The 13,376-nt window shown below is 59.3% G+C and carries 9 protein-coding genes; 8 read left to right on the top strand and 1 reads right to left on the bottom strand.

The features are described from left to right. The first annotated feature begins 121 nt into the window (after positions 1-121). The 3 genes from cysK (at position 122) to BLU75_RS15680 (ending at position 3,567) form a co-directional block, all read left to right on the top strand. Complete coding sequence (cysK, locus tag BLU75_RS15690; RefSeq protein ID WP_084376856.1) at positions 122-1,096, top strand: cysteine synthase A; 975 nt, start codon at positions 122-124, stop codon at positions 1,094-1,096. A 186-nt stretch (positions 1,097-1,282) separates the two neighbouring features. After that, positions 1,283-2,221, top strand: coding sequence for an aspartyl/asparaginyl beta-hydroxylase domain-containing protein (locus BLU75_RS15685; protein WP_084376855.1), 939 nt, complete (start codon positions 1,283-1,285; stop codon positions 2,219-2,221). Positions 2,222-2,706: 485 nt separating this feature from the next. Next, the gene (locus BLU75_RS15680) at positions 2,707-3,567 is read left to right on the top strand and encodes a DMT family transporter (RefSeq protein WP_084376854.1); all 861 of its coding nucleotides are present in this window, start codon (positions 2,707-2,709) and stop codon (positions 3,565-3,567) included. A 218-nt stretch (positions 3,568-3,785) separates the two neighbouring features. Here the strand turns inward: BLU75_RS15680 and BLU75_RS15675 are convergent, their stop codons facing one another. Then, positions 3,786-4,682 (bottom strand): DMT family transporter, encoded by an 897-nt coding sequence (locus tag BLU75_RS15675; protein ID WP_084381267.1) that lies wholly within the window; start codon positions 4,680-4,682, stop codon positions 3,786-3,788. 198 nt (positions 4,683-4,880) lie between these two features. Between BLU75_RS15675 and aceK the strand changes: the two genes are divergently transcribed. From aceK to BLU75_RS15650, 5 genes are all read left to right on the top strand, one after another. Beyond that, the gene (gene aceK / locus BLU75_RS15670; RefSeq protein WP_084381274.1) at positions 4,881-6,614 is read left to right on the top strand and encodes a bifunctional isocitrate dehydrogenase kinase/phosphatase; all 1,734 of its coding nucleotides are present in this window, start codon (positions 4,881-4,883) and stop codon (positions 6,612-6,614) included. 71 nt (positions 6,615-6,685) lie between these two features. Further along, positions 6,686-10,597 carry an ATP-dependent RNA helicase HrpA gene (hrpA, locus tag BLU75_RS15665; protein WP_084381266.1) on the top strand — a complete coding sequence of 1,304 codons (3,912 nt, stop codon included), beginning with the start codon at positions 6,686-6,688 and terminating at the stop codon, positions 10,595-10,597. A 223-nt stretch (positions 10,598-10,820) separates the two neighbouring features. Beyond that, the gene (locus BLU75_RS15660) at positions 10,821-11,942 is read left to right on the top strand and encodes a beta-ketoacyl-ACP synthase III (RefSeq protein WP_084381265.1); all 1,122 of its coding nucleotides are present in this window, start codon (positions 10,821-10,823) and stop codon (positions 11,940-11,942) included. 30 nt (positions 11,943-11,972) lie between these two features. Continuing rightward, positions 11,973-12,587 carry an RNA polymerase sigma factor gene (locus BLU75_RS15655; RefSeq protein ID WP_084381264.1) on the top strand — a complete coding sequence of 205 codons (615 nt, stop codon included), beginning with the start codon at positions 11,973-11,975 and terminating at the stop codon, positions 12,585-12,587. Continuing rightward, positions 12,581-12,814 (top strand): anti-sigma factor family protein, encoded by a 234-nt coding sequence (locus BLU75_RS15650; RefSeq protein ID WP_084381263.1) that lies wholly within the window; start codon positions 12,581-12,583, stop codon positions 12,812-12,814. Before BLU75_RS15655 ends, BLU75_RS15650 begins: the two co-directional genes overlap by 7 nt. The last annotated feature ends 562 nt before the right edge of the window (positions 12,815-13,376 follow it).

The following is a 13,376-nucleotide window of genomic DNA, read 5'->3' as shown; positions in this document are numbered from 1 at the left end:
TCTCCTCCCAACGTGTAGGCGATTGACTCTCCAAGTCGCCTCAACGTTCCAGTGACTAGACGCCTTGAAGTCCGAGGCATACCCTTGTTGCCTTCTTGAACGCCGCCTTAAGGATCCCGCCATGAGCCGCATTTTTGCAGACAACGCGCACTCCATCGGTAACACGCCCCTGGTTCAGATCAACCGTATTGCCCCGCGTGGCGTGACCATTCTGGCCAAGATCGAGGGACGTAATCCGGGCTATTCGGTGAAGTGCCGGATTGGCGCGAACATGATCTGGGACGCTGAAAGCAGTGGCAAACTCAAGTCCGGCATGACCATTGTCGAACCCACTTCGGGCAACACCGGCATCGGCCTGGCGTTTGTCGCCGCGGCCCGTGGCTACAAGTTGATGCTGACCATGCCGGCGTCCATGAGCCTGGAGCGGCGCAAGGTCCTCAAGGCCCTGGGAGCGGAGCTGGTGCTGACCGAACCCGCCAAGGGGATGAAGGGGGCGATCGAAAAGGCCACTGAAATCCTCGCCAGCGATCCGGCCAAGTACTTCATGCCGGCGCAGTTCGATAACCCGGCCAACCCGGCGATTCATGAAAAAACCACCGGCCCGGAAATCTGGAACGACACCGATGGCGCGGTGGATGTGCTGGTGGCGGGGGTCGGCACCGGTGGCACGCTTACGGGCGTGTCGCGCTATATCAAGCATACTCAGGGCAAGCCGATTCTCTCAGTGGCCGTGGAGCCCATCAGTTCACCGGTGATTACCCAGGCGTTGGCCGGTGAGGAAATCAAGCCCAGCCCGCACAAGATCCAGGGAATCGGCGCCGGTTTTGTGCCGAAAAACCTCGACCTGTCGATGGTGGACCGGGTGGAGTTGGTCAGCGATGAGGAATCCAAGGCGATGGCCCTGCGTCTGATGCAGGAAGAGGGAATTCTTAGTGGTATCTCCTGCGGCGCGGCGATGGCCGTGGCGGTGCGCCTGGCACAGAAGCCGGAAATGCAGGGCAAGACCATTGTCGTGGTGCTGCCGGATTCCGGTGAGCGCTATTTGTCGAGCATGCTGTTCAGTGATTTGTTTACCGACCAGGAAAACCAGGTTTGACGCAAATCAGCGCGATGGCGCGTGGCCTATGCATAATTGGCCCGCCCTCGCGCTGGATTTAAACTGATTGTTGGAGGGGCGCGGGTTTTTCCCAAGGCTATGAGTGTTTATGATGGCCGGCTGCTACGTCTGGTTTCCCGTTGATGGGAAGTGACTGTCCAGGCACCCATTTTCAGGAGTTGTTGCATGAGCTTTTCTTTGGCCGCCAAGCTGTCGGTGTTGTTGCTGTTTATCGGCAGCACGCTTTACGTGCATTTGCGCGGCAAGGCGCGTTTGCCGGTGTTGCGTCAGTTCGTCAATCATTCGGCGCTGTTCGCCCCGTATAACGCGCTGATGTATCTGTTTTCCGGCGTGCCGTCCAAACCCTACCTGGACCGCAGCAAGTTTCCCGAGCTGGATGTTCTCAAGGACAACTGGGAGGTGATTCGCGACGAGGCCATGCACTTGTTCGACGAAGGTTATATCCGCGCCGCCGAGAACAACAATGATGCCGGTTTCGGCTCATTCTTCAAAAAAGGCTGGAAGCGTTTTTACCTGAAGTGGTACGACAAACCGTTGCCTTCGGCCGAACAGCTGTGCCCGAAAACCGTGGCGCTGGTCAGCAGTATCCCTAACGTCAAGGGCGCGATGTTTGCGCTGTTGCCCGGTGGCAGTCACCTCAACCCGCACCGCGATCCCTTTGCCGGCTCCCTGCGCTATCACTTGGGTTTGTCGACGCCTAACTCTGACGATTGCCGGATCTTCGTCGATGGTCAGATCTATGCCTGGCGCGATGGCGAAGACGTGATGTTCGATGAAACCTACGTGCACTGGGTGAAAAACGAGACCGAGAAAACCCGGGTGATTCTGTTCTGCGATATTGAGCGGCCGCTGAGCAACTCCTTGATGACCCGTATCAACCGGTGGATCAGTGCCCAATTGGGGCGTGCAACCGCTCCGCAAAACCTGGATGACGAGCGCGTTGGCGGAATCAATCAGATCTATGCCTCGAGCAAGCGTTTCAGCGACAGCGTCAGCGGCGTGGTCAAACAGTGGAAGCGCAAGCACCCGAAAGCCTATCGCGTTATGCGGCCGGTGCTGGCGGTGCTGGTGTTGGTGCTGTTGTGGAAATGGTTGTTTGGCTGAGGTGCTTGCCCGGCCCGGAAAACCGCTCGCTGAGCGGTTTTTTTTATGTCACCGATGACTTTTTCTCTTGAGCTCAAGTGGCGAGTGTTTCGAAGTCCAGGTACTTAGCCGATAGCTGTCCCTACTGGCCTTCTGGCAAAACCATTGCAAACCGTGTCACCTGCTGGTTATAGTCCGCGACAGGTGTTTCACGACACTTTTCTTCTCCCTTCAAAAAGATCAGCCCATGCCAGCTTCCCAGCGCATAGCGGTAGTCGATTCAGCGGTCAACGCTGGCGTCGTGCCGTGTGCGGCTCAGCAGCCTGTGCAGATCAGTCATTACCCCCCACCTGTCAGTAGCACGCCGGTGTACGCAGTCGTATCACCGCCGGGTGTCGGCATTTCGGGCTGATCAGCTATCGCTGGTCCGCAGTGCCCGCCTGAACACAATTTACTGAATTTCAGCTTCGACTGAGTTGGCTTTTGCCTGATTACAGGTGGTAATCATGTCTGTTATTTCAAAACAATCCGTGACCGCGGCGGCCTCGACGAGCCTGTTTGTCTTGCTGTGGAGCAGCGGGGCGATTTTCTCCAAGTTGGGCCTGGCCCACGCTTCACCCTTTGCTTTTCTGCTGATCCGTTTTGCCATTGCCCTGGCCGGCCTGGTGATTCTGGTGCCCGTCCTCAAGCTCAAATTGCCGCGTCCGGGCCAACCGATGCGCTATGCCATCGCTACGGGTCTGGTGCTGTTGGGGGCGTATCAGATTTTCTATCTGTTGGCGCTCGACCTGAAGGTGACTCCCGGTGTCATGGCGACCATCATGGGCGTACAACCGATCCTCACGGTGGTGCTGGTGGAGCGCCAGCGTTCCTGGCGCCGAATGTCTGGCCTGGTGCTTGGGTTGGTGGGTTTAATCATGGTGGTCTATCAGGGCATCGGCGTGTCGGGCATGTCGCTGGCCGGGGTGCTCTTCGGCTTGCTGGCGCTGGCGAGTATGACCTTGGGCTCGATCATGCAGAAACGCATTAGCGAAAACCCGTTGGGCACACTGCCCGTGCAATACCTGGCGGGCTTGTTGCTGTGTTCGGTGTTCGTGCCGTTTCAGCCCTTTCATATCGAGCACAGTGCGGGTTTTTACCTGCCGGTTTTGTGGATGGGGCTGGTGGTGTCGCTGCTGGCTACGCTGCTGCTGTATCGCCTGATCGCCCGCGGCAATCTGGTGAACGTCACCAGTCTGTTTTATCTGGTGCCGGCGGTGACGGCGGTGATGGACTACCTGATCTTTGGCAATCGCCTGGCGATGCTGAGCATGGCGGGGATGGGTTTGATCATCGTCGGTTTGATGTTCGTATTCCGTAAAAACTGATGGGGCATGCCCTGTGGGAAACCTCTCCTACAGGGCATAAGTGCCTACGCAGAAACTGACGAATTTCCTTGTGGCGAGCGGGCTTGCCCCGCGTTGGGTTGCGGAGCAGCCCCAAAACCAGCCACTACGGAATATCTGAGGCAGTGCATTCGGCTTACTGGGGCTGCTTCGCAACCCAACGCGGGGCAAGCCCGCTCGCCACAACAGCCCATCTATGCCTACAGGGCTTTTGCCAGTTTCCCCGGCCGCAATACCAACCACAAAGCCCCCGCGATCAACATCCCGCCATACAGGTGCGCCATGGACAGTGGCTCATCCAGCAGCAGCGCGCCCCACAACACGCCGAACGGCGGAATCAGGAAGGTGACTGCCATCGACTTCACCGGTCCGATCGACGTCAGCAAACGGAAGTACAAGATGTAGGCCAGCGCCGTACACAGCAGCCCCAGGCCCAGCAGCGATAACCATACGTTCCAGCCGCCCCAACTGGCGGGTGGCTGGCTGATCGCGCTCCAGCCGAACCACGGCAACAGAAACAAGGTGGCGCCCAGCATGCTGCCCAACGCTGACAAGCGGCTGTCGAGTCCGCCTTGTTGGTCGAGCCAACGCCTGGCGAGGAATCCGGCAAAGCCGTAGCAAGTGGTGGCCAGCAGGCAGGCGAGGGCGCCCATCAGCAGTTCCAGGTCGAATGCCACCGGTCCGGCGCGGGTCAGGATGCCGACACCGAACAATCCCAGGCAGACGCCGGCAACCTTTGACGGAGTCAGCCGCTCATGGAAAAACAGCCCGCCGATCAACACTCCCATCAAGGGAGTGGTTGCATTGAAGATCGCCGAGTAACCCGCCGGCAACACTTGGGCCGCGACCGAATACATGGTGGCGGGAATCCCCGAGTTGATGACTCCCAGTAGCAAAACGGTTTTGAACTTGCCCTGAAAGTCCCAGCGCACGCGCAGCATGGCCAGGATCGCCAATAGCCCAGCGGCGGCAATCGATACCCGGAAAAACGCGGTAGGAAGCGTGCCGATTTCCGGCGCGATAATTCGCATGAACAAAAAGCTCGCGCCCCAGATGGCGGCCAGTGCCACCAGATACAGCGTGTCGACAGGTCTCACGGACAACTCCTTTTTTCAAGGCAAGAGTGTTGCTTAGCGACCCAGCCCGACACAATCCTTAATGCATCATTGAGCGGATAAAACCAGTCACCCGCGCACTGAAGCCCACTGCCAGACGAGGCGCAGCAAATTGCACTTCTCCTGCTTCCAGACACTGGCTAAGCTCAGGTCTTCCGAATGCCCGCAGAGGTCTCCGCCATGCCGCAGCAAACGCCTGCCATCGACGCCGCGCAGTCCATTGCCACGATGATCCTCGGTGGCTTTGACGATTACCGCGAGCATTTTCGCCAGATCACCGATGGCGCCCGCGAGCGTTTCGAAAAGGCTCAATGGCAAGAGGCACAGGCTGCGTCGGCAGCGCGCATCAACCTGTACGAAGACAAGGTCGGTGAGGTCAGCGCACGTCTACGTGGCTCCTTCGCCGATGACACATTGCTCGAGATCCAATCCTGGCCGTTGGTCAAAAGCGCCTATATCAGCCTGATCGACCTGCGTTTCGACGATGAGCTGTCAGAGACCTGGTACAACTCGATCTTTTGCGGGCTGTTCAGCCATGACTTGATCAGCGACGGCTGCATGTTCATCCACACCACTCGCCCAAGCCTGCGTCGTGCCCGTGCCGCGCAAACCCGCAGCTACAAACCCCAGGGCAAACTGGCGGAGATGTTGGAGCAGGTATTCAGCGACTACCGTTTCAGTGAGCCCTACGCCGACCTGGCCGCTGATCTGCGCCGTTTGGAGGCGCAGTTGCGCGAAAACCTGCCGGATTGGGTGTGCAAGGACCCGCAACTGAATGTCGAGCTGTTTTCCTCGGTGCTCTATCGCAACAAGGGTGCCTATCTGGTGGGGCGTCTTTACACCCGGGATGAGCAATGGCCGCTGGTGATTCCATTGCTGCACCGCGAAGGGCGAGGCATCCAGATCGATGCGCTGATCACCGACGAAGCCGAGGTCTCGATCATCTTTTCCTTCACCCGTTCCTATTTCATGGTGGATGTACCGGTGCCGGCGGAATTCATCGGCTTTCTCAAGCGCATCCTGCCGGGCAAGCATATCGCCGAGCTGTACACCTCGATCGGTTTCTACAAGCACGGCAAGTCTGAATTCTATCGTTCCTTGATCAATCATCTGGCGACCACCGACGACCAGTTCATCATGGCCCCCGGTGTGCGCGGCATGGTCATGAGCGTGTTTACGCTGCCGGGTTTCAATACGGTATTCAAGATCATCAAGGACCGTTTTTCACCCTCGAAAAACGTCAACCGCGCCACGGTGATCGAGAAGTACCGGCTGGTGAAAAGTGTTGACCGCGTCGGGCGCATGGCCGATACCCAGGAGTTCGCGGACTTCCGCTTTCCCCTGAGCAAGTTCGAGCCCGCATGCCTGGCGGAATTGCTCGAAGTAGCGGCCGGGACGGTCGAAGTGGAGGGCGATAGCGTGCTGATCCGCCACTGCTGGACCGAGCGTCGCATGACTCCGCTCAACCTGTATCTGGAAAACGCCAGCGAGGCCCAGGTGCGCGAAGCGCTGGAAGATTATGGCCTGGCGATCAAGCAACTGGCGGCGGCGAATATTTTCCCCGGCGACATGCTGCTGAAGAACTTTGGTGTGACCCGGCATGGGCGCGTGGTGTTCTATGACTATGATGAAATCTGTTTCCTGACCGAAGCCAACTTCCGGCACATCCCGACGCCGCGCACACCGGAAGATGAAATGGCCTCGGAGCCGTGGTATTCGATTGGGCCGCTGGATGTGTTTCCCGAAGAATTCCCGCCGTTCCTGTTTGCCGATGCCGGTCAAAGACGCTTGTTCAATGAGTTGCATGGCGAGTTGTACAACGCCGATTACTGGAAGGGTCTGCAGGACGCTATCCGGGCGGGGAAAGTGATCGATGTGTTTCCGTACCGGCGCAAGGGCCTGGAAAACGAATGAGGGACGCGCTTGCCGATGGTTTTCTGCGACAATCCGCCCCCGCTTTTAATTAGACGATCGTTCTGTACCTGATGACTGACCAAGCACCCGCTATCGACCAACTGCTGAAGAATCTCGACCACGCCATGCTCGCTGACCGCCATCGCCTGCGTCGGCAGTTGCTCGAACTGCGCAAGAAGCCTGATGAGGACAAGCTTGCTCAGTGGGTGGCGCGCATGCAGGCGTCTTGCGCCCAGGTCACTGCGCGACGCGCCAGCGTTCCGTCGATTCGCTACGATGACAGCTTGCCCATCGCCGCCAAGCGCGATGAAATCAAAGCCGCGCTGCTCAAACATCAGGTGCTGATCATTGCCGGCGAGACCGGTTCGGGTAAAACCACGCAGTTGCCGAAGATCTGCCTGGAGATCGGTCGCGGCCAATATGGGCTGATCGGTCATACCCAACCCCGGCGGATTGCCGCGCGCAGTGTGGCGAGCCGGGTCGCTGAAGAGTTGGCCACGCCGCTGGGCGCGCTGGTCGGTTATCAGGTGCGTTTCGAGGACCAGAGTGACGGCAACACCCTGATCAAGCTGATGACCGATGGCATCCTGCTCGCGGAAACCCAGAACGATCGCTACCTCGAGCGCTACGACACGATCATCGTCGACGAGGCCCACGAGCGCAGCCTCAACATCGACTTCCTGTTGGGTTACCTGAAAACCCTGCTGCCACGGCGCCCCGACCTGAAGGTCATCATCACCTCGGCCACCATCGATCTGGAACGCTTTTCCAAGCACTTCGACGATGCGCCGATTGTCGAAGTCTCGGGTCGTACCTTCCCCGTGGAAACCTGGTATCGGCCGCTGACGCTGGAGCAGGACGAGGAGGGCAACCGCGTCGAGGACGACTTGACGGTGGATCAGGCGATTCTCGCGACCCTGGATGAAATCGCGGCCTTCGAACGCAGCGAGCGCAAGAGCCCCGGCGATGTGCTGGTGTTCCTGCCCGGTGAGCGCGAGATTCGCGACGCCGCGGACATGTTGCGCAAGGCCCAGCTCAAGCACACCGAGATTTTGCCGCTGTACGCGCGCTTGTCGCCGGCCGAACAGCAGCGCATTTTCCAGTCGCATCCGGGACGCCGCGTGGTGCTGGCCACCAACGTCGCGGAAACCTCGCTGACGGTGCCGGGCATTCGCTATGTGATCGACAGCGGAACCGCGCGCATCAGCCGTTACAGCTACCGTGCCAAGGTCCAGCGCCTGCCCATCGAAGCGGTCTCCCAGGCCAGCGCGAATCAGCGTAAAGGCCGCTGTGGCCGGGTCGAGCCGGGTATCTGCGTGCGCTTGTACAGCGAAGAGGATTTCATCGGGCGTCCGGAATTTACCGACCCGGAAATCCTGCGCACCAACCTCGCGGCGGTGATCCTGCAAATGTTGCACCTGCGCCTGGGCGAGATCACTGATTTCCCGTTTATCGAACCGCCGGATGGCAAGGCCATCAGCGACGGTTTTAATCTGCTGCAAGAGCTGTCCGCGGTGGATCGCAATAGCCAGTTGACCCCGCTGGGCCGCCAGTTGGCACGCCTGCCGGTGGATCCGCGCATGGGCCGCATGTTGCTGGAGGCGGCAAAACTCGGCAGTTTGCAGGAGGTGTTGATCGTCGCCAGCGCGATGTCGATCCAGGATCCCCGCGAGCGTCCTCCGGAGCGCCAACAAGCGGCCGACCAGGCTCACGCACAATGGAAGGACCCGGATTCGGACTTCGCCGGCCTGGTCAATCTGTGGCGTGGCTTTGAAGAGCAGCGTCAGGAATTGACCGCCAGCCCGCTGCGTAACTGGTGTCGCAAGAACTTCCTGAACTACCTGCGCTTGCGCGAGTGGCGCGATTCTCATCGGCAGTTGAGCTTGATCTGTCGCGACATGCAGTTGAGCGTCAACAAAGAGCCCGCGGATTTTCCGAAACTGCACAAGGCGGTGCTTTCCGGCCTGCTGAGTCAGATTGGCCAGAAGACCGAGGACGGCGATTACCTCGGCGCGCGTCAACGGCGCTTCTGGATTCATCCGTCGTCGGGGATTGGCAAGAAGCGCCCGCAATGGTTGATGACCGCCGAACTGGTGGAAACCACCAAGCTGTATGCGCGCATGGTGGCGAAGATCGATGCCGACTGGATCGAACCGCTGGCGGGTCACCTGATTAAGAAAAACCACTTCGAACCCCATTGGGAGAAGAAGCGCGGCCAGGTGGTGGCGTTTGAGCAGATCACTCTGTTTGGGCTGATTGTGGTCGGTCGCCGGCCGGTGCATTACGGGCCGGTGGATCCGCTGGTCTCGCGTGAGCTGTTTATCCGCGAAGGGCTGGTACGTGGTGAGATTCAATCGCGCGCCAAGTGCCTCGCGGCGAATAAACAGCTGTTGGAGCAGCTCGACGAACTGGAAGCCAAGGCCCGCCGTCGCGACATCCTGGCTGATGAAGAAACCCTGTATGCGTTCTACGACGCACGTCTGCCGGCGGAGATTCACCAGACGGCGACTTTCGACAGTTGGTACAAGGTCAACAGCCAGAAGAACCCGCAACTGCTGATCATGCGCGAGGAAGACGTGCTGGCCCGGGAAGCCAGCGAGGTCACCGCCGCGCATTATCCGGACACCTTGCACCTGGGTGACCTGGCCCTGTCCTTGAGTTACCACTTCGAACCCAACCATCCCCGCGACGGCGTGACCGTGCGCGTGCCGGCGCCGCTGTTGCCGGCGCTGCCCGCCGAGCGTCTGGAGTGGCTGGTGCCGGGGCTGATCGAAGCCAAGTGCATCGCCCTGGTGCGTAACCTGCCCAAGGCGTTGCGCAAGAACTTCGTGCCGGTGCCGGACTTCGTCAAGGCCGCGCTGCAACGCATCGAATTCGCCCAGGGCTCGCTGCCCCAGGCGCTGGGGCGCGAGCTGTTGCGCATGACCGGCGCGCGGGTCAGTGACGAGGCCTGGGCCGAGGCTGCACAGCAGGTGGAAAGTCACCTGAAGATGAATCTGGAAGTGGTTGACGCCCAGGGCAAGTTCCTCGGTGAGGGCCGTGACCTGGCGCAATTGACCGCGCGTTTCGTTGAAGCCAGCCAGGCCGCGCTGGCCGTGCCACAAACCGCGAAAAGCCAGCAGCCGGTGGAAGCCAAGGTGTTCGCGGCGGTGGCCGAGAAGACTCAACAAAATATTGCCGGGCTGTCGATGACAGTCTACCCGGCGCTGATCGAAGAAAACGGCACGGTCAAGGAAGGGCGGTTCTCTACGGCCGCCGAAGCCGAATTCCAGCATCGTCGGGCCTTGCAGCGCCTGTTGATGCAGCAATTGGCCGAGCCGGCAAAGTTCCTGCGCGGCAAGTTGCCTGGCTTGACCGAGCTTGGGCTGATGTACCGTGAACTGGGACGCATCGATGCGCTGGTGGAAGACATTCTGCTGGCCAGTCTCGACAATTGCATACTGGAAGGCGAGGCCAGCCTGCCGCGTGATGGCTCGGGCCTGGCCGCGTTGGCCGAGCGCAAGCGCGGCGGTTGGACCGAACATGCCGAGCGCCTGGCGCGGTTGACCCTGGAGGTGCTGAAGCTGTGGCACGGCTTGCAAAAACGCTTCAAAGGCAAGATCGACCTGGCCCAGGCCGTGGCGTTGAACGATATCAAGCAGCAGTTGAGCAATCTGGTCTACCCAGGTTTCGTACGCGAAACGCCCGCGCAGTGGTTCAAGGAATTGCCGCGTTACCTCAAGGCCATTGAGCTGCGTCTAGAGAAACTGCCGGGACAGGTGCAGAAAGACCGGGTCTGGAGCACCGAGTTGAGCGGCCTGTGGAGCCAGTACCAGACGCGCCTGAACAAGCATGCGCAGGAAGGCAAGCGCGATCCGCAACTGGAGCTGTACCGCTGGTGGCTGGAGGAGTATCGGGTGTCGTTGTTTGCCCAGCAGTTGGGTACCAAGGTGCCGATCTCCGATAAGCGTTTGAGCAAGCAGTGGAGCCAAGTGGAAGCCTGAGCCGGCTCAGCGGGTGAAGTGCATGGGTAAAAGGCGCCAAAATCCGCGGTTTATGGCAAACTTCGCGGCTATAAATGCGTGGAACGTCTAGATTGGCTGTATCAGCCTCGACGCAACGCAATACAGCGTTTCCCGCTTGATGCCCGCGATGCGCGCTCGAGCATTTACGGTTTGGTACGGCAGTGCCAATACTTTCTGCCTGAACAGATTTAGAGGAACGACCGTGCATAACGTCGTCATCAGCGGCACTGGCCTGTACACCCCGGCCAACAGCATTTCCAACGAAGAGCTGGTGCAGTCTTTCAATGCTTACGTCCAACAGTTCAATGCCGACCATGCGGTGGCCATCGAGCAGGGCGACGTTCAGGCGTTGACCGAATCCAGCGCAGCCTTTATCGAAAAGGCATCGGGCATCAAGAGCCGCTTTGTCATGGACAAGGAGGGCATTCTCGACCCGCAGCGCATGACTCCGCGCCTTCCCGAGCGCTCCAATGACGAGTGGTCGATCCTTTGCCAGATGGCGGTGGGCGCAGCCGAGCAAGCCTTGCAGCGCGCCGGCAAGACCGCCGCCGATATCGACGGCGTGATTGTCGCCTGTTCCAACCTGCAGCGGGCCTATCCGGCCATTGCCATCGAAGTCCAGGAAGCCCTCGGGATTCAGGGTTTCGGCTTCGACATGAACGTCGCGTGCTCCTCGGCCACGTTCGGTATCCAGAACGCCTGCAACAGCATTCAACTGGGCCAGGCCCGGGCGATCCTGATGGTCAACCCGGAGATTTGCACCGGTCACTTGAACTTCCGTGATCGTGACAGCCACTTCATCTTCGGCGATGCGGCGACGGCGGTGATTCTCGAGCGGGCTGACCTGGCCACCTCCGAGTATCAGTTCGATATCGTCAGCACCAAGCTGTTGACCAAGTTCTCCAATAACATCCGCAACAATTTTGGTTTCCTCAATCGCGCGGCGGAAGAGGGCATTGGTGCGTCGGACAAGCTTTTCGTGCAAGAAGGCCGCAAGGTTTTCCGCGATGTCTGTCCGATGGTTGCCGAGTTGATCGGCCAGCATCTGCTTGAAAACCAGTTGAGTGTCACCGACGTGAAGCGCTTCTGGCTGCACCAGGCCAACTTGAGCATGAACCACCTGATCGTCAAGAAACTGCTGGGTCGTGAAGCCGAGGTGGAAGAGGCTCCGGTGATTCTCGATACGTACGCCAACACCAGCTCGGCAGGTTCGGTGATTGCTTTCCATACCTATCAGGACGACTTGCCCAAAGGGGCGGTCGCGGTACTCAGCTCGTTTGGTGCCGGGTATTCGATTGGCAGTGTGATTCTGCGCAAACGCTAAACACACCGCCCCTGAAAAATCGAGGTTTGAATGGCCGCAGCGGACGACACGCAGTTGCTTGAACGCCTGCTCAAGGGTGAGCAGCAGGCCTACAAAGAGTTGCTCACCACTTACCAGAGCGCCATGCGTGCCGTGGCTTACGCCATCGTGGGCCAGCGTCATGCCGACGAAGTGGTACAAGACGCCTGGCTCTCGGTGGTGCGCAACCTGGCAGCGTTCGAAGGCCGCTCCAGCCTCAAGACCTGGCTGCTGACCATCACTGCCAATTCGGCCAAGGGCCGCTACAAGCAAAACCGCCGCGAAGTGTTGCTGGATGACTTGCCGGCGCCCCATGGGAGCGTCGGCGATGAACGGTTTTCGGCGAGTGACGGCCACTGGCTGGTCGCCCCGTTCGCCTGGCACGAGGACACCCCGGAGGCGCTGCTGACCGCAGGTGAGTTGCGTGAATGCCTGGAGCACACGCTGTTGAGCTTGTCCGAACTGCAAAGCAGCGTGCTGTTGTTGCGAGAACGCCAGGGGTTGGAGCTGGAAGAAATTTGTAATCTTCTGCAGATATCGCTCTCCAATGTTCGGGTGCTCTTGCATCGGGCACGGCTTAAAGTCTTCGCCACGGTGGAGCATTTTGAGGAAACCGGCGAATGTTGACGTGTAGAGAACAAGTGGCGCTTTCCAGCGACTACCTCGACGGGCAGTTGTCCTTTGGTGACCGTCTGTTGATGCGCCATCACTTGATGTTCTGCCCTAATTGCCGACGCTTTATCCGCCAGATGCGCCTGGTGCAGGCTACGCTGCGCGTCATGCCCGAGCCCCCGATGGCCGAGATCGACGAACTCGTCGAGCGGTTGGCTGCCGAGCACGCCCGCAAGCCCTAACGCCGTTCAGTTAAGCCGGTTGCGGGGCAAACACCATCCCCTGGCGAGGCGGCTTATCCTGTGGCTAGGGGACTTGTTCTGTGGCGAGGGGGCTTGTCCCCCGCTGGGCTGCGCAGCAGCCCCAAAAAGGCCGCCCCCGTTCGTCCGGTAAAACCGGGTGCAGGTTTAGGGGCTGCTGCGCAGCCCAGCGGGGGACAAGCCCCCTCGCCACAGAGGTAACTGAACGGCATTACCGTCAGCCCTGAAACTCCGACGACTATTCCAAGCCTGCGCCGCTGCCGGACGCGGGCTTTTTGCGTCCTTCAAAACCTTCAGGTGGATAAATAGTTATTTTTTTTCAGGTTTTTTTCACATTCTATGACCTGCCATTTTCAGCACTTTTTATGCTGAAACCCAGACTGGCCGTGGTCTGTGGCTTATTCCTGTTGGTTGTAAGAAAGTTCCCCTGTAATAAAATATTTATGTTTCGGCAACTTGCCTGAAATATTCGCTCGCCAAGATCCCCTCCCAACACCAGCGGGCCTGAACCCGTGTGTTTTCCAAAGTAAAAGACCACCAATTA

Origin of the sequence: Pseudomonas mucidolens (assembly GCF_900106045.1) — a bacterium.
In the GTDB taxonomy this organism is placed as follows: Bacteria; Pseudomonadota; Gammaproteobacteria; order Pseudomonadales; family Pseudomonadaceae; genus Aquipseudomonas; species Aquipseudomonas mucidolens.
This window is presented reverse-complemented; position numbering and strand designations above follow the sequence as displayed.

Excerpts from the sequence above, each read along its gene's own strand:
- cysK (WP_084376856.1), top strand. The coding sequence starts at position 122 with ATGAGCCGCATTTTTGCAGACAACGCGCACTCCATCGGTAACACGCCC.
- BLU75_RS15685 (WP_084376855.1), top strand. The coding sequence starts at position 1,283 with ATGAGCTTTTCTTTGGCCGCCAAGCTGTCGGTGTTGTTGCTGTTTATC.
- BLU75_RS15680 (WP_084376854.1), top strand. The coding sequence starts at position 2,707 with ATGTCTGTTATTTCAAAACAATCCGTGACCGCGGCGGCCTCGACGAGC.
- aceK (WP_084381274.1), top strand. The coding sequence starts at position 4,881 with ATGCCGCAGCAAACGCCTGCCATCGACGCCGCGCAGTCCATTGCCACG.
- hrpA (WP_084381266.1), top strand. The coding sequence starts at position 6,686 with ATGACTGACCAAGCACCCGCTATCGACCAACTGCTGAAGAATCTCGAC.
- BLU75_RS15655 (WP_084381264.1), top strand. The coding sequence starts at position 11,973 with ATGGCCGCAGCGGACGACACGCAGTTGCTTGAACGCCTGCTCAAGGGT.
- BLU75_RS15650 (WP_084381263.1), top strand. The coding sequence starts at position 12,581 with ATGTTGACGTGTAGAGAACAAGTGGCGCTTTCCAGCGACTACCTCGAC.